General features: G+C 32.0%; 26 protein-coding genes. 14 read left to right on the forward strand and 12 right to left on the reverse strand.

Features of this window, described 5'->3' with window-relative positions:
• Positions 1 to 13: 13 nt before the first annotated feature.
• From ACHRVX_RS02200 to ACHRVX_RS02265, 14 genes are all read left to right on the forward strand, one after another.
• Positions 14 to 1183, forward strand: a complete 1170-nt coding sequence (locus ACHRVX_RS02200; protein WP_395328589.1) for a hypothetical protein — start codon at positions 14 to 16, stop codon at positions 1181 to 1183.
• A gap of 24 nt (positions 1184 to 1207) precedes the next feature.
• Positions 1208 to 1723 (forward strand): type VI secretion system TssO, encoded by a 516-nt coding sequence (gene tssO / locus ACHRVX_RS02205; RefSeq protein WP_395328592.1) that lies wholly within the window; start codon positions 1208 to 1210, stop codon positions 1721 to 1723.
• Positions 1724 to 1775: 52 nt separating this feature from the next.
• Positions 1776 to 2225, forward strand: coding sequence for a hypothetical protein (locus tag ACHRVX_RS02210; RefSeq protein WP_394773628.1), 450 nt, complete (start codon positions 1776 to 1778; stop codon positions 2223 to 2225).
• Positions 2226 to 2245: 20 nt separating this feature from the next.
• Entirely contained in the window at positions 2246 to 3616 is a 1371-nt protein-coding gene (locus ACHRVX_RS02215; protein ID WP_213298150.1) for a DUF5458 family protein, read from the forward strand.
• Between the two features lie 103 nt (positions 3617 to 3719).
• Positions 3720 to 4247: a hypothetical protein gene (locus ACHRVX_RS02220; RefSeq protein ID WP_395328596.1), complete on the forward strand. Its 528-nt coding sequence runs from the start codon at positions 3720 to 3722 to the stop codon at positions 4245 to 4247.
• Positions 4248 to 4314: 67 nt separating this feature from the next.
• On the forward strand, positions 4315 to 5028 hold the full coding sequence (locus tag ACHRVX_RS02225) for a hypothetical protein (RefSeq protein WP_395328598.1): 714 nt from the start codon (positions 4315 to 4317) through the stop codon (positions 5026 to 5028).
• A gap of 10 nt (positions 5029 to 5038) precedes the next feature.
• The gene (locus ACHRVX_RS02230) at positions 5039 to 5470 is read left to right on the forward strand and encodes a GPW/gp25 family protein (protein WP_213298159.1); all 432 of its coding nucleotides are present in this window, start codon (positions 5039 to 5041) and stop codon (positions 5468 to 5470) included.
• 182 nt (positions 5471 to 5652) lie between these two features.
• Positions 5653 to 6039, forward strand: coding sequence for a type VI secretion system tube protein TssD (gene tssD, locus ACHRVX_RS02235; protein WP_213298162.1), 387 nt, complete (start codon positions 5653 to 5655; stop codon positions 6037 to 6039).
• A gap of 149 nt (positions 6040 to 6188) precedes the next feature.
• Entirely contained in the window at positions 6189 to 6584 is a 396-nt protein-coding gene (gene tssD / locus ACHRVX_RS02240; RefSeq protein WP_395328602.1) for a type VI secretion system tube protein TssD, read from the forward strand.
• Positions 6585 to 6620: 36 nt separating this feature from the next.
• Positions 6621 to 8423, forward strand: coding sequence for a type VI secretion system Vgr family protein (locus ACHRVX_RS02245; protein WP_395328605.1), 1803 nt, complete (start codon positions 6621 to 6623; stop codon positions 8421 to 8423).
• Between the two features lie 3 nt (positions 8424 to 8426).
• Positions 8427 to 9695 (forward strand): DUF3289 family protein, encoded by a 1269-nt coding sequence (locus ACHRVX_RS02250; protein ID WP_395328608.1) that lies wholly within the window; start codon positions 8427 to 8429, stop codon positions 9693 to 9695.
• A complete protein-coding gene (locus tag ACHRVX_RS02255) occupies positions 9682 to 10224 on the forward strand; it encodes a hypothetical protein (RefSeq protein ID WP_395328611.1) in 543 nt (180 codons plus the stop codon). Before ACHRVX_RS02250 ends, ACHRVX_RS02255 begins: the two co-directional genes overlap by 14 nt.
• Before the next feature lie 303 nt (positions 10225 to 10527).
• Complete coding sequence (locus ACHRVX_RS02260; protein ID WP_395328614.1) at positions 10528 to 12366, forward strand: type VI secretion system baseplate subunit TssF; 1839 nt, start codon at positions 10528 to 10530, stop codon at positions 12364 to 12366.
• A 237-nt stretch (positions 12367 to 12603) separates the two neighbouring features.
• The gene (locus tag ACHRVX_RS02265) at positions 12604 to 13440 is read left to right on the forward strand and encodes a hypothetical protein (protein WP_395328617.1); all 837 of its coding nucleotides are present in this window, start codon (positions 12604 to 12606) and stop codon (positions 13438 to 13440) included.
• Positions 13441 to 13541: 101 nt separating this feature from the next.
• Here ACHRVX_RS02265 and ACHRVX_RS02270 read toward each other — a convergent pair whose 3' ends face one another.
• From ACHRVX_RS02270 to ACHRVX_RS02325, 12 genes are all read right to left on the reverse strand, one after another.
• A complete protein-coding gene (locus tag ACHRVX_RS02270) occupies positions 13542 to 14168 on the reverse strand; it encodes a PolC-type DNA polymerase III (protein ID WP_395328620.1) in 627 nt (208 codons plus the stop codon).
• Positions 14169 to 14170: 2 nt separating this feature from the next.
• Positions 14171 to 16090, reverse strand: coding sequence for a DUF294 nucleotidyltransferase-like domain-containing protein (locus ACHRVX_RS02275; protein WP_395328623.1), 1920 nt, complete (start codon positions 16088 to 16090; stop codon positions 14171 to 14173).
• 155 nt (positions 16091 to 16245) lie between these two features.
• Complete coding sequence (locus ACHRVX_RS02280) at positions 16246 to 17019, reverse strand: TerC family protein (RefSeq protein ID WP_395328626.1); 774 nt, start codon at positions 17017 to 17019, stop codon at positions 16246 to 16248.
• Between the two features lie 34 nt (positions 17020 to 17053).
• Positions 17054 to 17425: a DNA topoisomerase IV gene (locus tag ACHRVX_RS02285; RefSeq protein WP_395328628.1), complete on the reverse strand. Its 372-nt coding sequence runs from the start codon at positions 17423 to 17425 to the stop codon at positions 17054 to 17056.
• Positions 17426 to 17571: 146 nt separating this feature from the next.
• Positions 17572 to 18036 carry a hypothetical protein gene (locus ACHRVX_RS02290; protein ID WP_395328630.1) on the reverse strand — a complete coding sequence of 155 codons (465 nt, stop codon included), beginning with the start codon at positions 18034 to 18036 and terminating at the stop codon, positions 17572 to 17574.
• Between the two features lie 64 nt (positions 18037 to 18100).
• Positions 18101 to 18676 carry a DUF1572 family protein gene (locus ACHRVX_RS02295; RefSeq protein ID WP_395328633.1) on the reverse strand — a complete coding sequence of 192 codons (576 nt, stop codon included), beginning with the start codon at positions 18674 to 18676 and terminating at the stop codon, positions 18101 to 18103.
• A 101-nt stretch (positions 18677 to 18777) separates the two neighbouring features.
• On the reverse strand, positions 18778 to 19350 hold the full coding sequence (locus tag ACHRVX_RS02300) for a pentapeptide repeat-containing protein (protein ID WP_395328635.1): 573 nt from the start codon (positions 19348 to 19350) through the stop codon (positions 18778 to 18780).
• A 145-nt stretch (positions 19351 to 19495) separates the two neighbouring features.
• A complete protein-coding gene (locus tag ACHRVX_RS02305; RefSeq protein WP_395328638.1) occupies positions 19496 to 19726 on the reverse strand; it encodes a hypothetical protein in 231 nt (76 codons plus the stop codon).
• A 27-nt stretch (positions 19727 to 19753) separates the two neighbouring features.
• Entirely contained in the window at positions 19754 to 19975 is a 222-nt protein-coding gene (locus ACHRVX_RS02310; RefSeq protein WP_213304187.1) for a DUF6095 family protein, read from the reverse strand.
• Positions 19976 to 20161: 186 nt separating this feature from the next.
• Positions 20162 to 20974, reverse strand: a complete 813-nt coding sequence (murQ, locus tag ACHRVX_RS02315; protein WP_395328641.1) for an N-acetylmuramic acid 6-phosphate etherase — start codon at positions 20972 to 20974, stop codon at positions 20162 to 20164.
• Positions 20975 to 21147: 173 nt separating this feature from the next.
• The gene (locus tag ACHRVX_RS02320; RefSeq protein ID WP_395328644.1) at positions 21148 to 21816 is read right to left on the reverse strand and encodes a ZIP family metal transporter; all 669 of its coding nucleotides are present in this window, start codon (positions 21814 to 21816) and stop codon (positions 21148 to 21150) included.
• 95 nt (positions 21817 to 21911) lie between these two features.
• The gene (locus ACHRVX_RS02325; RefSeq protein ID WP_395328647.1) at positions 21912 to 22676 is read right to left on the reverse strand and encodes a class I SAM-dependent methyltransferase; all 765 of its coding nucleotides are present in this window, start codon (positions 22674 to 22676) and stop codon (positions 21912 to 21914) included.
• Between the last annotated feature and the right edge of the window lie 17 nt (positions 22677 to 22693).

Consider the following 22693-nt stretch of genomic DNA (forward strand, 5'->3'; position numbering starts at 1 on the left):
AAAATTTAGAATTATGATAGAAAAATTACATCATTTTCCCGTTAACTGGATTGACGGGATGAAGATCAACAAGAGTCATTTTTTATCAATTCAGGATAACGTTTCTGAGTTGGTAAACGATGCAATAGGTATTCATACAACACCTATGAGCTATGGTTTGCTGGATTCAGGAAATCAAAATAAAGAAGCAACAAAAATCACATTAGGAATCGACAATCATAAACTACTTCGCGTTCGCGTAGAAGAATGTCATGCAATCACACCTAACGGTTCCAGAATTGAAATTAGTAAAAGCAGTACAGATACTTTAGATCTTCAGGTTCCATATCCGGAAGTTACTTATGAGTTCAAAGAAGGTGAACAATTAGTATTACTGGCTTGTATCTCTGTTAATTCTAAAAAAAGGATTCCGTTTGGTGAACCGGATCCGGACGAAGTTCCACCAAGATATCCGTACACACAACCGGAATACAAACTTCACTTGATCAAAGCCGAAGAATTTCGTACAGGAATAGGTTACGGAGGATTTTATCTGGCGATTGGTAAAGTTTTAATTGGCGATACCACGGTTCTGGATGAAAATTATATTCCGCCATCAGTAACGGTATCATGTCATCCAAAATTGGTAGACATGCAGGCGCAGATTGCACGTTCGTTTGGTCAGATTGAAATTTATTCCGTACAGATTTCTCAAAAAATCAACAGAGTACAGCAAAATGGTGTTTTACCGCAAACTGTAATGCAATTAGCAGATAACACAGGATATTTTTTAGGAACACATCTTACACAGTTTCGTTGGTTCTCCTTGCATCAGCATCCTGCCGCAATGTTAAGTACAGTGGTTTCTTTTGCCAGAGTCATGAAAAATTTTATCGATTCAAAATCCGGTGCAGGAAAAGAGGAGTTACTGAATTATTTTGCTGAGTGGTGTGATCTTTCACAAGGAGATCTTGAAATATTATTCACCTCACTTATTAATGCCGGTTACGATCACGTACACATTGATAAAACAGCCACACTGACGATGAATGCGCTGGCAAAAATTGAAACCCTGTTTGAAACCCTGAACAAACTGGATTATATTGGTAAGAAAAAAGAAAATATCGAATTATTTGTTGCTGAAACAGATCAAAAAGATATTGTTCAGAACCCAAAAAGGCATACTTTTTTTATAAAAGATTAAAAACAAAATAGTTAATAATAAATTATGAACGATATATTAAACCATAAAGAGCGTCAAAAAGCATTTTTTGTTTATTTAGTGGCATTTGTGCTGCTGTCTGCAGTACTGTTTATTGCAGTTACGTACAATATTTACAATCCGGTTGCCGAAAATAAAGTGCTTAAAGCAGAGAATGAAATGATGAAAAGAGAGTATGATTATCAGACTAACTTTTCGGTAAAAATTGATAGCATCAGGATGACAATTGACTCGATTAATTCGCCAAAAGTAGATAATGATTTTCAGCAGCGTCTGGCCAATGTTATGATTGCCAATATGTATCAAAAAGTACCAAAAGATACTACTGAAAACAAAAAATTATACAACAATGTTATTCTGGCATACAAGAATATTATTGATTATAAAAAGCAAATCAGAAGCCTTACGCATAATTCTCATTTAATAGACAGTTTAAACCAGTCGGCTAAAACGTATAAGGAAGAACTTGAAAAAGTAAGCAGGGATTTAGATGTCTGCCGTCAGATTTATCAAAATCAATAGATATAAATAAGAGTAAAAGGAATTATATAATAATCATTAAAAAATTAAAATTATGTTATCAAATTATGGAATTGGAGGTAATGAAGTAAAATTAGATGCAGATGAAGCAATCACTGCAATCCCTCAAAACAGAACACTTGTTGCTCAAAAATTAACTGTTGACGCACCCGTAAAACCAGAATTGGTTGAAGGAATTACAAGTGTTGAAAAAGCATTTGAGCATTTTAAACCAGAGGTTAAAGTAAATTTTGAAACTGTTGACGGCGCTACAAAAGTCGAAGCTTTGAACTTTAAGAACCTGGGAGATTTTGGTATCAAGGGAATTACGTCACAAAGTAGTTTTTTATCTGATCTTGAAACAGAAAAAGATCAATATCAAAAAATTATTCGTCAATTAAAATCGAATAAAATTTTGAAAGCTGCATTAGAAGATGGTGAAGCAAAACAGGCTTTATTAGAAAGCCTTGGAACATTGATCAAAGAGTTAAAAGAAAACAAATAAGAATTTTAAAAAGATAAGATATGTCAAATAAAGAAGCATATAAAAGCAGTGACGTTGATACAGCAGTATTAGAACGTAAAGTAAGCGGAGGTTCAATTGAAAAAAATGTTGAGAAACTGGCGAAATACGGTGGTTTTGATTTATTGGAAATGTCAATTGAAGGAATCCAAAATCTAAATCCGGAAAGAAAAGCAAGAAGAAAAATTTTCCTTGGAGAAATCAACAAAGCCAAAGAAAGAGAAACACTTTTAAAAACTTTAGAACTTTGGTCTTCGGTTTTAAGCAGCAATGAAGCTTTGACGGATATGGTGGCGCAAAGTGAGGATAAAAGCAAAGAATCTGAAGCTTTATTGAAAAAGAATTTGATTAAAGCTGTTGAAGATACAAGAGAAATCGAAGCTGCTTACAGAACAATCGCTTTGTTTTTCAAAAATACTGAAACAGATAAAGTTAAAAATGTTACGATCGTAAATGCTGATTTAGAGCAATTAAAAGATCTTGATAATACTCGTTTTATCGATGCAATTCACTCTGAATTAGTAGATAACTACGATCGTTTAGACCTTAAAAATAACTACGGTATTTTAGTAATTCCAGGTTATTTAGGCTCCAATAAAGTAATAGAAAAATGGGCAAAAATTGCACATGAAAACAAAGTAATGCTTGTTACGGATTTCGAACATCTTGATGAACCGGATGATGTAATGGAAATGTTTGATGCAGCTGCTTTAACAGGTGGTGAAGTATACCGTTCAAACGTAATCATGACTTGTAACTGGTTGGTTGGTCGTGGTAGATTTGACCAGATTGGTGAAAGTGAAGATTTACACATTGCTCCTTCTGCAGCGCTTGCAGGAAAAATTTACAAAACTTTAATGTCTCAGGTTACTGCAGGTAAAAAGTTTGGTGGAATCAATGAAGTTGACGGAGTAAAATTTGATCTTAAGAAAAGTGAAATTGCAAATCTTGAAAACTTAGGATTAGTTCCTATGGTAAACGAGTACGGAAAAGTAATGGCTTTTTCAGCAAAAACATTGTTTAGTGGAGATAACTTAGGATTACAAACGTATTCTGTAGTGCGTGTTTTTGATTATGTGACTAAAGTATTAATGGATTTCCTTAATCGTCGTGCTTTCGAAAACTTTACTGCAAAAACCCGAAAAGAGATTATGAATCAGATTGTTGCTTTCCTTGACGGAATCACTGGTCCGGATAAATTAATCGAGAATTTTGAAATTCGCAGATTCGAACAAGATCCAATTCAAAAAGACAGAATCTATATGGATATCCATATGAAACCTTATTTTCCGGCTAAAAATTTCCTTATCAAAATGGATGGTCAAAAAGGAACAGACGGAACAGAATGGGATACAGATTACGAACAAAAATAATACTTGTACTGTAAATCATAAAAAAGGAAGCACATTTAGTGTGTTTCCTTTTTAAATAAAAAATATTGATCTTTTGAATGGTCAAACCAAACAATTCAAATTCATGAACGTACTTAAAATTTTATTTTTAATCGCATTTTTTTCAATCTCAAATTCGATTAAAGCACAAAAAGTAAACCCAATTGATACTTTAAGTTGTCCTATTTCGCAAAATGAATTATTACTCTCGGGAAAACTATTTGCAAGTGCGACACCAATTTTGCTGCGCGTTTTTAATGAAGATTACGAATATGCTGTATTTCAGCTCGGCAAAAGAAAAAGTGACATCTATTTATATTTTAAAATTTTCACAGATAATGTTTGTGTAAAACAAGAACAGCCATTAGAACTGTATTTTAAAGATGGCGAAAGATATATCTTAAAAAATACATTCAAAGTAAACTGTGACGGAACAGCAGCTTTAGAACTTACAAGAAGAGATATAAAAAAATTAATGGGACATAATATCAATACGATAAAATTTTATACCCTTAAAAAAGATTACGAATTCAGTCCAAGCGAAGTAGATAACCAAAATATAAAATTTTATCTGCATTGCTTAAAATTGTACAAAGTCAGGAGAGTTAAATAGGTATTTGAAAAATATTGAATCAAAATCCGTAGCAAATAAAAAGTTTAATTTATCTAAATAATATAATATGCCATTTCCAGAATTGAATCTTTCATTAGGACTTACGGATAACGACGGTTCTGTTTTTTATGCAGGAAGCGGCGAAGGTAAAGTTATTGTTCGAACAGATTCGGCCCTAAAAAAACATACGATTAGTATATTAATTTCTGAACAGCAAGTAGGGTCGGTTAATTTAAAAACACAACTAAAAGGAGTTGAGTTTCCTGCTGAAATTGAAGTTCCAATTTATCAGATGATTGTTACAGATGATAAAACAAATGAAAAGGAACTGTATAAAGTGACACGTGATACTTATTTTTTTAAAGAACAAAAAACAAAAAAAGGTCTCTGGAGCTTTCTGGGTTTGAAATTTTTGGCACCAAAAAACTTCCTTTTCGAAAATATTCCTTTTGAGCCTTTAAAAGAAGAAATGGAAATGTTTGATATTTCTAAATACAGAAAATTAAATCAGGACGAACTCACCTATACTTTTCAAAAAGAAAATCAAAATATTCAAATTTTTGCCGGAGATATTAATTCGCTTAAAATAGAAAAAGGAACAAGTTATTTTATTGTTGTAGATGAAAAAAAAGGACAAAGATTTATAGGAGATATTTTATATCGTGAAAAATTCCTGAAACTTACTCCAAAGGTCAATCTGTCTATCATCAAAAGAAAACAGGTTTCTAAAGGAGCAGAAATAAACAAACAAGGGCATACGGACAGGTTAATTTATATTTAAAAAGAAATAAATGAAAGGAGCTTTCTATAAATTACCTATAGATTTTAATAGTGTAATACAAAAAAAAGAATTAGAAAAAACATCAATTGAACACTCTATCGCTCAACAAATTATATTGCTGGCAACCACCACATTTGGGGAATGCAAATTTGATGAAACCTTTGGATCTAAAATTTGGGAAATTGATTTTGATTTACTGATGAATGAAAATACACTGAAAGAAATCATTTCTAAAACGATGAAACAGTCTTTGATCTTTCATGAAAAGCGAATAAAAGTAATCGAATTAAATGTCGAATTATCAGAAAATATTTACTTAGTTGATGATGTAAGCCGAGCCAAAAAAAAGGTTGATATTATTATTGAAGCGACAATAAAAAGTACCAACAGGAATTTTGATTTTCGCGGCTATTTTTTCGTCGGTCCGTTATCATATAAGTAATTTTTTCAGGCTGATTTAGTGCTTTTTAGCTGTAAAATAGGAGAAAAATTAATGCTTAAGTCACTGATAATCTGATAGATATATAATGTAAATAAAATTTTATTAAAATTATTATAATAATAAGATTTTATTTATATATTTACCACATAAATAAATAAATTAATAATTAAAAATTTTACATTATGTCGTTTTTAACATCATTAACAGTAGCAGGAAAAGATTACAAAGTATTAAATGTGAGCTATGATTTAGCTCAGGAGACAGACGCTTCAGGACGTCCATCTACGGTAACACGTGGAGGAAGAATTATGCTTGAGGTTGAGTCTACAGGTAGTACAGAATTGTTTGAGTGGATGACCAACAATTTCGAAAGAAAAGACGGTTCAGTTAAATTCATCAAGCGTGACTCAAACGCTACGTTAAAAGAGCTTAAGTTTACAGAGGCTTACATGGTTAAGTACAAAGAAAACTTTGATCATAACAGTGCTACTCCTTTAACGGAGACTTTTATGATTTCTGCGCGTAAAATTTCGATGGGTGGAGGAGAATTTGATAATGCTTGGGTATAATCCTTTGGACTTTATCAAACTTTTCAAAGCTTGAAACTATTAAAGGAAGTCCATTTATTGGACTTCCTTTTCTGTTTTAAACATTCAGATCTTTAATCGAATTCAGCTTTACGTACTAATTTTTTAACAATCTAATAAATCTACAACAAATGAGTTTTTTATCTAAATTACATATAGACGGCGAAGAATATAATGTTCTTGAATTTAATATTAGTTTTAAACAGGAAATCGATACCACCAGTAAACCTACCGGAAATGCTAAAGGCGGGATTATAAAAATGGTAATCGAAGCAAGTCAAAATAGTCATTTTTTATCATGGATGCTAAATGGAGATTTGACTAAAGATGGTAAAATTGTTTTTTATAGAAGAGATGCTTTAAGTAAAATGAAAGAACTAACATTTGCTAAAGCATTTTGTGTAGGTTACGATGAACAATTTACAAGCACAACCGAAGTTCCAATGAAAATAACAATGGAATTGGTTGCGAAAGAATTGACTTTTGGAGATGCTAAATTTTCTAATAACTGGATTGCTTTAGACTAATTGTATAAAGCAAATTAAAAACAAGGACATATCATTATGGCACATTTTTCAGAACAAGTACATATCACGATAGGAAGTTTTACGCAAAACGTTGTTTATTATGATTTAAAGCTATCACAAAAGATGGCTGATCATCATCATTTTTCATTTATTTGGCAATACACCGGTAAAGCAATTATTAAACCCGCAGATCAGGCAAAAGCATTAAGAAGTTATCTGGGTGATGAGGTAATTTTTACTTTTAAAAGTCTTACCGGAATCAGGTTGATGAGCAAAGGTATTATTACAGAGCTTTCCTCTGTAGATCTTCATGGCAGCCCCGTTGGTTTACATGTAACAGGAGTAAGCCATAGTATAGTTCTTGATGATATGAAAAAATCGAGGAGCTATCAGGAACGAGGAATGGATGATATAGTGCTTAGTATTTTAGCTGAAGGACCAGGAGAATTTTATCAGAGAGATTCTATAAAATCTACCTATCTTAAGCAATTTTCTAATATTGTACAATATAATGAAACTAGTTTTGAGTTTTTAAAAAGATTGGCAACACGTTACGCACAATGGTTTTATTTTGACGGAATGCGCATGCAGTTTGGTCAGACAAAAACCAGTAAAATTAAATTGATTAACGGAGCTTCTCTTCATAGTTTTAAAATACAGACCAATATGGTCTCACATAAAATTTCCTTGACAGGTTATGATTATAATAGTGGTTCAAATATTCAAAATGCTGCCACTAAAACGTCAACAGGAAGTAAAGATAGTTTTGCATCTATTGTAGGATACAATCAGGGAACTGTTGCAAATGCTGAATTAAGTAATGGAGCTTATACTGTTAATGCAAGAAATAAGGAAGATGTTGATGAAATGGTTAAAATGCAAACTGCAGGCAGCGATGCTAATAGTGTGTATTATAGCGGAATTTCATATTTCCCATTAGGAGTTGGACAAGTATTTACAATAGTAAATCAAACAGTAGAACACGAATTAATTGCTGTTGAAGTAATACATCATTCTCAGGTTCACGGAAATTATTCTTGTGAGTTCAAGGCAATTCCTTCAGATGTGGGTGCGCCTCATTATACAAATGTACACGTTTTTGCAAAAGCCGAAAGCCAGCCAGCCCAGGTAATAGACAATAATGATCCTGAAGGATTAGGACGCGTGAAAGTTCAGTTTTACGGATCAGGAAGCAATGCCGAAAGCGAATGGATACGTATGATTCAGCCACATTCTGGCGCCGGTAAAGGATTTTACTTTATTCCCGAGATAGCAGAAGAAGTTTTAATAGGTTTTGAAGGTAACAATGTGCAAAATCCGTACGTTATAGGAACGCAATATAACGGACAAGATAAAAGTGGTTTTGCAGATAGCCAAAATAGCATAAAAGCTATTCAGACCCGTAGCGGACATATGATTAAATTTACAGAAGAGGAGAGTATAGTAATTGCAGATCAAAACGGCAATGAAATACATCTCGATACTGTAGGCGGAAATATAAATATTACAGCTTCAAATACCATAACAATGAATGCTGCTAATATTATTATCAACGCTTCAGAAAATGTTACTACTACAGCAGGAGTAAATATTACAGAAAGTGCAGGGGCTGATATTTCATTAAATGCACTCGCTATGATTTCACAAAATGCTGGTGCTGATTATTTTTTAATGGCAAAAAATATAACTAAAGTAGCCAGTGAAAATTATTCTGCAGATGCGAAAGATATTATGCGAAATGCATCAGGAAAAATTGAAGCAATTTCGGTTGAAGAACATATTCAAAATAGTAAAGGTAAAGTCGAAAATCTTTCAGGAGAAAAATCTTTGAGTTCATAAGTTATGGGAGTCATTACTATAATAGCCAACAATTTTTTTGAGAATGCATCCGGAAGCATTAGAGATGATGGCAGCGAAATTTTGAATAAATCCGGAAAAAATGTAGTTCAAAATGGTGTCAAAGGGGTAAACTATGATAAAAATACGGAGCGAAAAACTCCAACCGATATACGTATAACGAAGGTGGAAGGTCCATTTGATGGTAATGGAAAGTTAATTATAAAAGTTGTTTTAGGAAAATCATATACTTTTAAAGCTACACCCACAAGAAAACCAACAACTGCTGAGATTTCATTATTAAAGTGGTCCGTAAAGCTAGATGAAGGTGAAAAAGAAATTATTCTGGGTACGGCATCAGTCAATAAGTTGGAAGATGGGAAAATAGTAATTCCTCTTAAAATTAACCACGATTTTAAAAAAGCTAAAATTTTTGCTTTTTATCAGAAAGCTGATGATAACGTGAGCGTGGAAGCTAAAATTAATAATGTTTTTCATCCTTATATTATAGCAAAATCACGTCACCGTAAAGGAAAGAACGAAGAGGGCACAGATACACATCATGACATGATGAGTAAAGACATGCTAGATGAAGAAATAATTACATTAAATCCGGATACAAAAAAATGGATAGATATTGTAAATAAAGAAGGACATGCGGGAGCAATAAAACTTGCTGCAGAAATGGAAGATTTACTTACGGATTTTTCACAAGGGGAATTGGAAGAAGTAAATTTGAAGTTGTATCGCAAATTTATTTCAAATAAAGCAGGTGATTTTTCTGATGCAGTGTTGACAAAAGCTGCTGCGGAACATGAAAGTACTAAGCTATTCTTTGAAAGGGTGAAAAGGAATATGCGAGCACAATTAAGAATTGATAATGATTTTGTTTTTCAAGAACAATTATTAATCAATCGAGAGGTAATTGATAAAAAAAAGGTGATACAAAGAAAAGATATTCCAAGTCCTACATATTCGGATAAATATGGAGGACTAGGTATTGCAATTAATGATACATGGGGATATGATATGAAAATATTAAGTTTTGAACAAAATACTGAAAAAAGAACTTTTAGTGCCGAGTTTGAAGTTGAAATTTTTGATCATTATGGTTTAAATAGTGAAGATATTGATCCGAAAATTAAAGGAGGATGGTTTGGGCCTGCAAGCTTTGAAGGGTTTTTATGTTGGTTTATATTGCAGCATAAATGGGGTTGTAAACCATTTTTGACTATAATAAAAATAAAAAATAAAATAATAAATGAAAGTTACTAAACGTTTAAAAATTATACTGGTTATTTTAGTGATACTGTTTTCAACTCCTTTTTTATTTTATAAATTGCAAGGAACGAGAATACATTGGCTTAAGCTTGATTCTAAAAATATTGGAGATGATGCTGGTGATATTTTTGTTATTCAAAATCCTCCGTCTTCAAAAGAAGAATTAATAATATTAATAGAAAAAATGAATGACACGTTGGATTTAAAATCTAAGATTAAAAAAAAATACTATCTACAAGCCTTTTATGAAGAGACATTTAATTTAACCAGATTTTATAAACCATATAATAAAGCTTTTATAGGAACTCGTGTAGATATAAAATCTGACGACGCTGAGTTTACAAAAGAACATATTGTTGATTATTTATATAAAAATGATATAAGTGATAAAGATTGTGGAGATTGGTGTCCAATATATCCATACTATAAGTTTTTTAGTTATGATAAAGATGGATTTCATAATTCAGAATATTATCCTAAAGGATTAAAAAATAATCCTCATAAACATTGGGATAAAAATTAACCAACCGTCTTTTAAATAAATCATAAAAAAATCTATTTACTATTTTTTTTGTTTTGTAACTGCTCTGGAAGATGGAATATTATTAAAAATTACTTGTCAATTTAGATTAACTAATAAATACTTTTAAAGATTTTTTACCTGTATTTTAGTAAGGAAATTGGGATTTGAATTATAACCAAAATAAAAGGGAGTATATACAAATCAGTAATTGTAATAAAACGAATGTTCACTTATAATTTATTAATTTCAATTTAAAAAATAACTAGAAATCTATTTGATTTCTGTCGACCAGAATATAAAACAATGAGACAAGAGCGAATAAAAGACAGAGTATTAAAAAGAGCGGCTAGATCGTGGGGCTTTTCAGATGTTGAGATGGAAACATCCTTTGATCCTGTAGTATCAATGATGTTGAATGCATTATCCTATGAATTGGAGAAAGTAGCACATGAACTCGAAGATTCTAAAACACGAGTAGTAGAAAGAGTTTTGGAAATTATGTTTCCTGAAGTTACTGCCGGAGCAAAACCAGCCATGGCAATTATGCATGCGCTGCCAATAGATAATAATCTAAAAGTCTCGTTGCAGAGACAAATGACGGTAGACAGAAGAATTCATAATATATATAATCCTTTAGCTCCAATTACTAAAGAAATAGTGCTGTCGCCTACGTTAGAAGTAAAATTAGCCACGGCTGAGGTTAAGTATATTGCTTATGAAAGAAATTTATACGAAGTTTCGAATCTTTTTTATAAAGATGCGGTTCGGGATTATAAACATTCATTGCCTTCCGGTGAAGTATTTTTAGGGATTGAATTAAAAAATGCTAATGTATTGCAGCTGGAAGATCTAATGCTATACATTGATATTAAAAATACCCACCAAAAAGAAATGTTTCATTACTACTTAAAGCAAATGAAATGTTTTCAGGATGATATTCAGATTCAGGCAGAAGAAGGCTATAATGTACCAGTGAATCATATTGATATAGAAAGTATAATTAATCGAAATTATACACACTTAAGCGAAGTGATGCAAGAGGTAAACGAATTTTATTTTGATAATTTTTATACTTTAAAAGGAGAGTTAAAATATAAACCAATCAAAGAATATGGTCCTGAATATAAATATTTTGAGGATATAACCAATAATAATGGAAATAAGATTATTTGGATAAAAATGATTTTTCCGGAATCCTTAATTCCACAAATAATTGATAATGTTTCTTTTACAACAAATTGTTTTCCGGTTGTGAATAAAAAGAAACATACTATTAATAAAACAATTGGTACTTTTTTGTCATATGTGGCACTTGAAACAGATAATAACACTTATTTAGATGTAGAAAGTGTTACTGATGGATTTAATAACCGTTACGAAATAAAGGAGTTTAAAGATGGAGTTTTGGAAGAAGGAAATGCGGTTTTAAGAACTGGTGGTGTTTCAAGATTTGATTCCAGATCTGCTTCAGAATTACTTCAAAACGTCTTAGATTTATTAAAAGATGAAAGTTCGTCATTTGCTGGTTTAGGTAAAGATTTTATGAACAGTTCATTAGTTGAAATAAATCAGTTATTGGCTTCAGTAGAACAGCAGGCAAAAGAAAGTAGTTTTTCTAAAAACAATGCTCCGTACTTAATGATAAAACCCCGAATTGATGAATCGACTGGTAAATCATTTGCGATAAATTTTTGGTCAACTTGTGCAGAAGAAGGAAATGATATTAAAGCAGGTACAGTCTTAAAATCCAAAGATGATATGTCATTTGTAAGTAGTGAAACTGTATTAATTACAAATACAGTTGGAGGATTGAACAAGCAAAATAACAAAGACCGAATTTTAGCTTATCGTAACGCTTTATTAACACGTGGGCGAATTGTAACCTTTGCCGATATAAAAGCCTTTAGTTTTTATCATTTTCGAAATTGTATTACAGATGTAAAAATTGAAAAAGGAACCAGAAAAGAAATCTCAGTAAAAGCAGGATTTAGCAGAACTGTTGATATTCACTTAAAAGTAAACTCAGTTGAAAAAGAGTATTTGTCACTTACTGAATGGGATTATTTGTGCGAAAGTTTTATGAAAAATTTAAAAAACAGATCATCAAATGTATTCCCGTATAGGCTGTTTATCGAAAATTAATATTTTGGACTTTAAATAGTGTAGATTTTTGGTAACTGATTTTGCAATGCAAAATAATAATTTATATGTGCTTGATTTAAAGTGTTTTAAAGACTATAAAAACAAGTAATTTTTTTAAGAATAAGATTATATTTTGTAATAATAAATATAGTCTTATTCTGATATAATAAAAACTTTTACAAGAAGTTATGAGTAGGTAAGTAATATATTTTTGGGCTTTAATTAAAAAATAAACTCATGAAAAAATTAATTTATTTATTTAGTGCTACGTTGTTAGTACTTACTTCTTGTACAGATGATTACGCTATTATAAATCAAAATGGCGGGACTGTTGTTCCGGAAACTCCAATTGTTCCTGACACTCCGGTTGTACCTGATGTACCTGTTGTTGTTGAATCAAATTTTGTAAAAAAAATAATTCATACGTATAAAGATGGTACTACTTCGACAATTGATTTAGTATATGATGGAAATAAAATAGTAAGTGAAACTGATCAGGGCGGTTATAAAACTAATTATATTTACACAGGCGATTTAATTACAAGAATAGAAAAACAGGATGCAAATGGTCAGGTTTATTTATTTAAAGAATATAACTATGAAGCCGGGAAGTTAAAATATATTTTGCGCAATGAGTTTGGAAACTATTATAAAACAGAATTATTATACAACTCAAATAATTCAATATGGTTTTCAGAATTTACTAGTGATAGTAATGGTACTGCCTTAGAATCAACTGGAAGGACCGGAACATATATATTGAAGGAAGGGAATTTAATCAAAAATGAACAATATTTAGGTAGCTCCCAAGATGTATCCACTTTTGAGTACGATTCTAAAAAAAGCCCTAAAAGTAACGTATTAGGCTATAATTTGTTAGTTGATAATGACTTTGATCAATCGGTTAATAATCCAATAACCTGCATCAATATAGGAGGACTGTCTAACAATTTACAAACTATGACATGGACTTATAATTATGAATATAATGAGAACGGTTATGCTACAGTACGTATTGAAAAAATCAAAAAAGGAGACTCTATTTTCGTAGAAACCACGCAATACTTTTATTAGTATAATGTAATTCAAATAAAAAATAGTCTGATGAGATATCAGGCTATTTTTATTTAAAGGCAAATTTATAGTAAAAATTATTTTACTACAAATTAAGATATTTATCTAAACAAAGAATTCAAATTCATTTCTTTCTTATCCTTTAATTTTTTTACAATTTTTAAAAATGCAATAGCGGTTATATAAGCATCTCCCAGAGCAGTATGCCTGTCTTTTTTAGAAATATCAAATTTATCTGCAAGATCATCAAGAGTATAATGATCTTTTCGCTCGAACAAATGCGATTTAATTAAAGTCCTTTTATATAAAATAGCAGTATCTAAACGTTTATTAGTTAATTCTGGTAAACCATTTCGTTCAAGTGCTTTATTAATCATGGTGACATCAAAAATAGTATGATGAGCAATTATAATCGAATCACCCAAAAAAGCTAAAAAGTGTTGTAGAGCTTGTAATTCTGTTGGACGCTGAATTACGAAAGCTTTCAGAATACCATGAATTTGTGCCGTTGCTGTATCATAATGGTCTTGTTCAGGATAAACTTCAAAACTATTCTGAATAGATATAATGCCATCTTGCAAAACTAAAGCACCAATACATAATATGCGATCATTATCATAATCAAAACCTGTTGTTTCAGTATCTAAAACTACAAAACGAGTTTCTTCAACAGTAATATTGTCAGCAAATAAATTTTCCTCTTTTTTCCAGAAATTAAATAAACTCATAGTTACACCAGATTTGAAATATTAAAACGTACCGAAATTAATTCCTGTAATTCCTTAATGGTTTTAAAAGTTCTTTTTAGCTTAATTTTTTCCATTTTTGATAACGATTCCAATGCAATAAACTGACCTGAATCATTATGCAAAAGTCCCTGTTTAGTTCTGAATTTCAACAAAGCTTTAAATGAATACGAACAAGACAAATACAACTCCCTGTTAGTAGGTTCTAACTCCGCTAATTTTTCAAATCGTTCCGCAGTATTGCTTATTGATTTAACTGAATGCGATAAAATCAAAACACGTGCAGCATCAGTCAACGGCATTAAAGCCCTTCTTTTAATATCAAAATTATCTTTATTTGCCCCGTCTTGTTCCACTAAAAATTGTCTGAAAAAACCAGTTGGTGACGGACTTTGTAAAGCACCACTAACCAAATGAACATAAAAAACCGGATTTGCTTTTACATTTTCAAAAATAGATTCAGAAAGTTCGTCAACTAGTGCGGCATCACCAAAAGTAAGTTTATAATCAAAAAATATAAAAGAAAGTAATACCTCATTTTTCCCCGGATTAGTAATCCAGTAATGCACCTGACTTTTCCAGTCCTCTACGCTCATGCACCATTTTGGATTTGAAGCCATCATTTCGGCAGGACAATAATCATAGCCTATTTCAAAAAGACCTTTATTGACAAGTGTTGCAAATTTTAAGAAGTAAACTCTGGTTTCATCTCTAAAAACATCAGAAACATTTTCATAAACAATTGCATTGTCCTGATCTGTATGCAGCATTTGTTCGCTTCGTCCCTGACTTCCTAATGCCAGCCAGGCAAATTTTACAGGAGGCGGACTACTCATTTTTTCTAATGAAATTTCAATTACTCTGGTTGTACAAGCTTCGTTTAGCTCAGTTATGATTTTAGAAATCAATGTCATCGGGATATTCTGATCTAAATACCCCTGAAGTAATTGCATAATTCGGGATCGAATAGGTTTTATGTCCTTTGTTTTTTTAGCTCTTTTTAAAGCTTTGATCAAGACAGCCGGATTATTTCCTAATGCTACCATTACATCATGTTTTGATAAAATCCCAACTGCTTTTGTATTTATTGTTCCGTCTTTTGTCAGGCATAAATAACTAATATTACTTTTCATCATTGCCATTTGCGCTTCCGTGACCGTCATTTTCTTCGGATACGTAATAACCGGTTTGGTCATTATGGTTTCTGCAGTGGTCAGGATCGAATAATCTCCCGTTACAATCTTGTTGCGTAAATCTTTATCTGTAATAATTCCTATAGGCAGCATTTCGTCTACAATTAATATAGCCCCTACTTTTTGTTTCGTCATCATCTTGGCAATATCGCGCGCAGTAGTCGAAGGTCCGCAAGTGACTATTTTTTTAGAATATTTGATGGGTTGTAAATCGAAAGAATCTTTGGCGGAATGATGATTTTCATGAAGTAAATCATCCCCGTACAATTTATCTTTATGAATTTCTGAATATGGATTTTTAGTATTTGACGCATAACTTTCGATCAAAAAATTACCCACAGTTCTATTTTCAAGTGCATAGGGTTTAAAAATGGCAATAGGAATCGCATATAAAATCGTTTCTTCATACGCCACAGCTTCCATAATATAATTTTCCTGTGCCAAAAGCGGACGCAATCCAAAAATATCTCCTTCATCACACATATCTAAAACCGTATTTTTCGGACTTTTTTTAAGCGCAACGGCTCCTTTATGAACTACATAAAAAGAGTCATGTGTTTTATCATTTTCGGCAAAAATAACAGCATCTTTATCTTTATAAACTATTGAAATTTGTTCAGATAATTTTTCAAGATCTTTTTGATGTAAAAAGCTAAAAGGAGGAAAGCCTTTTAAAAAGTCAGCAACTCTGTGTGAAATCGTATTTTTCATGCGTAAGATTTAGGTTCTAAAGTAAGACTTAAAATAGAAATGTAAAAGAAACACCTTTTAATTTTTTTTTGGTTTCCCACAATGCCATAAAGGCTTAATGTTTTTTAAATTTAGGATATAAAAAAAGTTCCAGATGGAACTTTTTAAATTATGATTTACGATTGTTTTTTTCTAATTCTCATATTGATAAACTCAACTGCTAATGAAAACGAAATGGCAAAATACAAATAACCTTTAGGAACCGCCCCAATATGTTCGCCGGCAAGCGAAGCGCCGGATAAATGCATACTTTCGGTAATTAGCATAAATCCAATCAGAATTAAAAATGATAATCCTAAAATTTGGATAGAAGGATTTTTATTGACGAAATTACCAACAGGAACCGCAAATAACATCATCACTAAAACCGAAATTATTACTGCAGTAATCATGATTGTCAATGCGCCTTCAACACCATTTGTCATACCAACGGCAGTCAAAATAGAATCAACAGAAAAGATCAAATCAATTAGTAAGATTTGTACAATTACATTAGAAAATGTTTTTTTTGCCCCTGTGCTAATTGTCTTTTCCTCATCGCCTTTGTGATCCACTTTTTCGCTGATTTCTTTAGTGCTTTTATAAATTAAGAATAAACCTCCCAAAAATAAAATCAAAGCCTGCCCGGTAAAATCACCTTCAAACCAACCCCAGTTAATGCTAAAAAGGGTTGCTTTCATGGCAATCAAATACGAAATTCCCATCAATAAAGCGATACGCATAAACATGGCTAAAAACAAACCAATTCGGGTTGCTTTCTTGCGGTTTTCCTCTGGTAATTTTCCTGTTACAATCGAGATGAAAATAATATTATCGATTCCTAAAACAATTTCAAGAAAAGTCAAAGTCAATAAGGCAATCCATGCATCGGGATTCAAAAATACTTCCATTCCACAAGAGTTTAGTTATATTTAATTTGATTATTTAGTCCAGTTTTACAACTTTTCCACGCTGTTTTTGATCAGAACCAACCATTCCAAACTCAAAAGTATACGAATCTTTAGAAGTCGTTAAAATCTTCATGCTGATTGCTTTTTCTTCGGCCATATTTTTAGGATGTTTCTTTTGTAAAATATATTCGCAATCACTTACCCAGCGTACTGTTGATGTATCTGTTTTTCCTTCAAAAGTTTCAATTTCAATACCATCTTTACGTTCAAAAACGGTTGTTTTTTTAACACCATTTACAACAAATTCAAATTTGAATTTACCAGTTTTAAAATCTTTGCAATTGTGTTCCGCATCATAACAAGATAACAAAGTAAGTAACGGAAGTAAGAATATTATTTTTTTCATTTTTAAATTTAGTTTATTTTTCTGGAGCTGTTTCCTGCTTTTTATTTCAATCTTTTTATCCGCCAAAGCAGAATAAAAAGGATTTCCATTACAATCAGGGCTAAGATATATACGGTTTATCAAGAACCAATTGCTTTATAATAAGGTTAGAATCGTTTGATAAAAAGTTCATTTAATTTTTTTGATTCTTTAACTTCTTCTCTACTGGCTTCCTTAGATTCACTATTCGATGCTTTTGGCCAGATATGAAAACCTCCGTGGGTCAATACTTTTGCTTTTTCTAAAAAGGTCCCTCCAAATTCAGCAAAACCACTAATATCTTCGGGATTATCCCAAACTCCCCAAATACCATTTTCGTCAATGTCTCCTTGATAATTAATGATATGTGTTGCGTATTTCTTAACCATCTTAATCTTAAAATGCTCTAAATCATAAGTGCCATTCCATCGAAAAGAGTTTACATCGTCAACTCCGGATCCGGAAATAACAGAATTCGCAAATTTCAATTCAATAGACATTTTATGTTGTGACGGGGAATTAGAATAACAATAAAATCCTTCCCATTCGCCACTTGGTAAAAAATGATGCGTTTCGTTGTTTTTTGGTTTCATATTTATAGTTCTAAAATAAATACAATAAAAATGTCCTGGTTTTGATTCCTTTGTCTGAAAATTATTATTTCAATCTTTTTAATTCGTCATCGGTAAAGTTCTTGATTTCTTTTTCCTTGGCAAACTTTTCAGCATTATAATTTTCGGATTTATTCCTTGGGATTGATAAACTATTCCATTCACTATTTTTTAATTGTTTGGCATAAAAAACAATTTGTCCTATGTGATAGGGATAATGTGCTAACTGGCGATTGATTGCCTCAATAATCGTGTGACCTTCATTCCGAATATAGATTATATCCGAAAGTTGTTCCGGTTTCAAATTGTTTAAAGCATCCAGGAAACATTCCCAGCCTTTATTCCAGACCGCTAAAACTTCGTCTTTTGATTGTAAATCATTTTCGAATTCGGCATCACGGTTTCGCCATTCTTTTTCACCATCAGACGTCAGGAAATCTGTCCATCTGGAAAGCATATTACCGGAAATATGTTTGATTATTGCCGCAATACTATTCGTGTCTTCGTTTACGGAAACAAAAAGCTGCTCAGGTTCTAATTGGTCCATAGATTTCTCGCCCAGCATTTTATAATACAAAAATTGCTTTTTGACGCTTTCTAAATAAGATTCAGCTGCATTCATGTTCGTATTTTTTTTGCCACAAATTTCAGGATCTTCGGGAATAAGAAGTAGTGAAAATTTGTGAAATTCGGGATAGTTTTTAAATTATAAGCACTTGGTTTTTAAACAATTTTAATGTCATATTTGTCTAAAAGCCCCACAATTCCCTGAGTTGAAAATTGCGCTTTTCTCATAGGATTAAATTCAGGATCAATTTTATAATTATAAGCCGTTCTAAAATCGACGCTTGCCAATTGTGTATCGTTGAAAATAGCACCTTCTAAATTGCAGTTGTCAAATAATGAACTTGTTAAATTGCAACCAATAAAAGTTACATCGCGTAAAGATGAATTGATAAACTTGGTTTTTGGCATTTTTTTATTAGAGAAAGCAGCGTAATCCAGCGTAGTTTCTTCAAAATATACCTGAAATAAAAAATCGTCACATTCGTTAAAAGCAATTCCTAATAGTTTGCAGTTTTTAAAAGTTACATTCTTTAAACTCGTACCTGATAAACTTGTCATCGACAAATTGCAATCGATAAATTCGCAGTCTAAAAAAGTATTGTAAGCAAAATTGCTGTTCGAAAAATCACAGTTTTTAAAAACACAATCCTCAAACTCCCGATTGTTTATTTTTTTATCAATGTAATTGATTTTTTCGAACGTTTTTTGAATGTGAATTAAACTTTCCATGAATGTTTTTTTGTTTTTTGCGCATTATGGCGCACTCGAAGAATATAGATAATATTGCTTGTTATTTGATATGAAACAGCATTACTTTCAAAGAAAATATAAAAATGAATGTCTTCTAATTGATCTAAAGCATTGGTGGACCAAATTATTTTCTTCCCCATTTTGTGGCAATTTCTTTGGCTTGATCTTCAGTATAAAAATTACCTTTTTTGATATTTTCAAGTGCATTTTCGATATCTAAATTATAAGTTGTATCTGAGTCAATTGCTGCATTATTTATCGATTGCAAAAGATGTTTGAGTTTCTCTACAAAGGAAGGGACTTTTACTTTGTCAATTTCTTGATGAATCCAATTAATTTCTGCTTGTATATCCATGATAAAGAATTTTAGTAAAGATACAAATTAGTCGTTAAACAAACCTTTCATAATAGTTTTCAATCCGTAGAAAATTAAAAACATAGCGCTTAAACAAGCTACAATTCCTATTCCTAAAACTAAATAATGCCAGTTTGTATGTTGATTCATAAAAGCATTGTAAATCAACGTAGGGCCGATAAATAATAGAGGTAAAGAACCTGATAAATATTTAATTCCTTTTCCTAATAATTCTTTATTTGTTGACATATTGTTTTTTTTTTCAGTTTTCAGTCTCAGTCTCAGTTTTCAGTCGCAGTCTCAGTTTTCGGTGAGAAGTTTTAAGTTTGAGTTTTTTTAGTTTCTGGCTTTGCGAACTTTTGCAAATAGTGCTAAAATTAGGTTTAGTAAACTTAGCGGGCTTTGCGGTCAATACTGCCGTTTAAAGAAAACCTTTTACTTTTTATAATTATCAACGGCATTCCTAACGCTGCCGTATTTTTTTAGTAATTCAGATGCATCTTCGTATGAAACAGGAATTTCTTCCATGATCATTTTAACACCACGATCAACCAGTTTTACATTACTCAATTGCATATCGACCATTTTATTGCCTTTTACTTTGCCAAGTTGGATCATTGCAGCAGTCGAAATCATATTAAGTACTAATTTTTGTGCTGTTCCGGCTTTCATTCTTGAACTTCCGGTAACAAATTCAGGACCTACAACAACTTCAACAGGAAATTGTGCGGTTAAAGCAAGCGGACTTCCGGCATTGTTTGTAATGCAGCCGGTAAGTATATTATTTTGATTGCAGGTTTCTAAACCGCCAATTACATATGGTGTTGTTCCGGAAGCGGCAATACCAATCACAACGTCATTTGAAGCAATATTATTGGCTTGTAAATCAATCCAGGCTTGTGTTGCATTGTCTTCGGCATTTTCTACGGCGCGACGAATGGCAGTGTCACCACCGGCAATTATTCCGTTTACTAAATCAAATGGAACTCCAAAAGTTGGCGGACATTCTGATGCATCAACAACGCCTAAACGACCTGATGTTCCGGCACCAATATAAAAAATCCTTCCGCCTAGTTTTAGTTTAGCTACAACCTGGGTCACTAAGGCTTCGATTTGTGGGATGGCTTTTTCGACTGCATTGGGAACGGTTTTGTCTTCCTGATTGATATTGGTAAGCAATTCATGAACAGACATTTTTTCTAAATGTTCGTATTTTGAGGCTTGTTCTGTGGTTTTAGTAAATGTCATTTTTTGTTTTTAGGTTGTAAGTTGCAAGTCTCAAAGTTACAAAGTTTTTGAATCTCCTGAAAATGATTTTATTAGGAGTACGGTTGCGTAAGGGATTGCAGCGATATCCTTTTGTGGCGGGGTTCGCCATTAAAGATATAGCGGAAAGCCCGACCCGGAGGGATACGCCCAAATTATAACATAAATGCTAATAGAATCCCTAAAACAATCATGGAAACTTTAGCAATATTGAATTTATGTCCTTCGCTGCTTTCAAATATAATTGTGGATGAAATATGAAATAAAATACCAATTACTACAGCTGTAATTTCAGTATAATAGTCGTTTAAAACAGGCAGAAATTCAGATGCAATTGTACCCAGTGGCGTCATAACTGCAAAAGTAAGCATGAAGGCAAAAATGGCTTTTTTATTCAGGTTTGCATTGATGAAAAATGTGGTCAAAATTACGGCAATTGGCAAGTGATGAATGGCTATGCCAAGTGCTAAATCATGATGATGACTTACCGGAAAACCTTCTAAAAAGGCGTGAATACACAAACTGATAAACAGCAGCCACGGAATCTGAGACATTTGCGCATGTCCGTGAACATGCCCGTGTTCAGCTCCTTTTGAGAAAAATTCGAGGATAATCTGGAATAATATCCCCACCATTATAAAGACTCCAATATTATGGTTGTGTGATTGATAAACTTCCGGCAATAAATGCATTACGGTTAATGACAATAAAAATGAACCGCTAAAAGCAAGCAATAATTTTAGATTGGTTTTGTTTTGTGGTTTTAAAAACAAAGCCACAATATAACCTAAAAGCACAGAAAATAATGGTAATAGATAATTCATTTGTATTTTGTGTAATCGTTGATTTGTTTAATCGGTTAATTGTTTATAGTTTGCCCAGACGATTAAACAGTTAAACAACTAAACGATTTACCAATTTACTTAAAAATCATGATTAATCGTTCGCTTTCGGTTTTATGAAATTTTTTGAGTTTATAATCTCCAAAAATATCCAGTAGAAAAATTCCGGCTTCGGCCATTAATTCTTCAAAATCTTTTAGGGTTAAAGCTTTTACTTTTTCGGTAAAATGATATTGGTGTCCCTGATCTTCAAAATCTATTTCTTTAAAAATATGTCCGTCCTGAAGGTATCTTTTGATTTTAAAATCGATATTATCAACTGTTTTTACTTCTTCAGGAACTAAGGTTTCGATAACATTTGCAACGTTCATAAAGTCAATTACGGCAAAACCATATTCAGATAAACTTTCCTTAATGGCTTTTAGCGTTGTCAGATTGTCCTGGTCGTTTTCGAAATAGCCAAAGCTGGTGAACAAATTAAAAATAGCGTCGAACTTTTCTTCAAAAGGTTCACGCATGTCGTGTACTTTAAATTGCAGGGTCTCGTTGCTGTTTTTGCTGGCTTCGGCAATACTGTTTTCAGATAAATCTGCGCCTAAAACATTGAATCCTAATTGGTTTAAATAAATAGAATGGCGACCTTTTCCGCATGCTAAATCCAATACTTTTGCTTTTTCGGGCAGATTGAGATAATGTGTAAGATTATCCATGAAAATCTGCGCTTCGCGATAGTTTCGGTCTTTATAAAGTATGTGATAATATGGAGTGTCAAACCACGATGTAAACCAATTTTCGGTATTACGGTCCTGATTTGGTGTTGATGAGTTTGGTGCTTCAGACATTTATTCTATTTCAATTA

The organism is Flavobacterium sp. FlaQc-47, assembly GCF_044006475.1.
Lineage (GTDB): Bacteria > Bacteroidota > Bacteroidia > Flavobacteriales > Flavobacteriaceae > Flavobacterium.

What these genes read in the sequence shown, in the direction of transcription:
- murQ (WP_395328641.1), bottom strand. Translation starts at nt 20,974, where the DNA reads ATGACATTTACTAAAACCACAGAACAAGCCTCAAAATACGAACATTTA.
- tssD (WP_395328602.1), top strand. Translation starts at nt 6,189, where the DNA reads ATGAGTTTTTTATCTAAATTACATATAGACGGCGAAGAATATAATGTT.
- ACHRVX_RS02210 (WP_394773628.1), top strand. Translation starts at nt 1,776, where the DNA reads ATGTTATCAAATTATGGAATTGGAGGTAATGAAGTAAAATTAGATGCA.
- ACHRVX_RS02290 (WP_395328630.1), bottom strand. Translation starts at nt 18,036, where the DNA reads ATGAAACCAAAAAACAACGAAACGCATCATTTTTTACCAAGTGGCGAA.
- ACHRVX_RS02320 (WP_395328644.1), bottom strand. Translation starts at nt 21,816, where the DNA reads ATGAATTATCTATTACCATTATTTTCTGTGCTTTTAGGTTATATTGTG.
- ACHRVX_RS02325 (WP_395328647.1), bottom strand. Translation starts at nt 22,676, where the DNA reads ATGTCTGAAGCACCAAACTCATCAACACCAAATCAGGACCGTAATACC.
- ACHRVX_RS02265 (WP_395328617.1), top strand. Translation starts at nt 12,604, where the DNA reads ATGAAAAAATTAATTTATTTATTTAGTGCTACGTTGTTAGTACTTACT.
- ACHRVX_RS02300 (WP_395328635.1), bottom strand. Translation starts at nt 19,350, where the DNA reads ATGGAAAGTTTAATTCACATTCAAAAAACGTTCGAAAAAATCAATTAC.
- ACHRVX_RS02225 (WP_395328598.1), top strand. Translation starts at nt 4,315, where the DNA reads ATGCCATTTCCAGAATTGAATCTTTCATTAGGACTTACGGATAACGAC.
- ACHRVX_RS02245 (WP_395328605.1), top strand. Translation starts at nt 6,621, where the DNA reads ATGGCACATTTTTCAGAACAAGTACATATCACGATAGGAAGTTTTACG.
- ACHRVX_RS02200 (WP_395328589.1), top strand. Translation starts at nt 14, where the DNA reads ATGATAGAAAAATTACATCATTTTCCCGTTAACTGGATTGACGGGATG.
- ACHRVX_RS02275 (WP_395328623.1), bottom strand. Translation starts at nt 16,090, where the DNA reads ATGAAAAATACGATTTCACACAGAGTTGCTGACTTTTTAAAAGGCTTT.
- ACHRVX_RS02270 (WP_395328620.1), bottom strand. Translation starts at nt 14,168, where the DNA reads ATGAGTTTATTTAATTTCTGGAAAAAAGAGGAAAATTTATTTGCTGAC.
- ACHRVX_RS02280 (WP_395328626.1), bottom strand. Translation starts at nt 17,019, where the DNA reads ATGGAAGTATTTTTGAATCCCGATGCATGGATTGCCTTATTGACTTTG.
- ACHRVX_RS02220 (WP_395328596.1), top strand. Translation starts at nt 3,720, where the DNA reads ATGAACGTACTTAAAATTTTATTTTTAATCGCATTTTTTTCAATCTCA.
- tssO (WP_395328592.1), top strand. Translation starts at nt 1,208, where the DNA reads ATGAACGATATATTAAACCATAAAGAGCGTCAAAAAGCATTTTTTGTT.
- ACHRVX_RS02310 (WP_213304187.1), bottom strand. Translation starts at nt 19,975, where the DNA reads ATGTCAACAAATAAAGAATTATTAGGAAAAGGAATTAAATATTTATCA.
- ACHRVX_RS02230 (WP_213298159.1), top strand. Translation starts at nt 5,039, where the DNA reads ATGAAAGGAGCTTTCTATAAATTACCTATAGATTTTAATAGTGTAATA.
- ACHRVX_RS02250 (WP_395328608.1), top strand. Translation starts at nt 8,427, where the DNA reads ATGGGAGTCATTACTATAATAGCCAACAATTTTTTTGAGAATGCATCC.
- ACHRVX_RS02215 (WP_213298150.1), top strand. Translation starts at nt 2,246, where the DNA reads ATGTCAAATAAAGAAGCATATAAAAGCAGTGACGTTGATACAGCAGTA.
- ACHRVX_RS02255 (WP_395328611.1), top strand. Translation starts at nt 9,682, where the DNA reads ATGAAAGTTACTAAACGTTTAAAAATTATACTGGTTATTTTAGTGATA.
- ACHRVX_RS02285 (WP_395328628.1), bottom strand. Translation starts at nt 17,425, where the DNA reads ATGAAAAAAATAATATTCTTACTTCCGTTACTTACTTTGTTATCTTGT.
- ACHRVX_RS02295 (WP_395328633.1), bottom strand. Translation starts at nt 18,676, where the DNA reads ATGAATGCAGCTGAATCTTATTTAGAAAGCGTCAAAAAGCAATTTTTG.
- ACHRVX_RS02260 (WP_395328614.1), top strand. Translation starts at nt 10,528, where the DNA reads ATGAGACAAGAGCGAATAAAAGACAGAGTATTAAAAAGAGCGGCTAGA.
- tssD (WP_213298162.1), top strand. Translation starts at nt 5,653, where the DNA reads ATGTCGTTTTTAACATCATTAACAGTAGCAGGAAAAGATTACAAAGTA.
- ACHRVX_RS02305 (WP_395328638.1), bottom strand. Translation starts at nt 19,726, where the DNA reads ATGGATATACAAGCAGAAATTAATTGGATTCATCAAGAAATTGACAAA.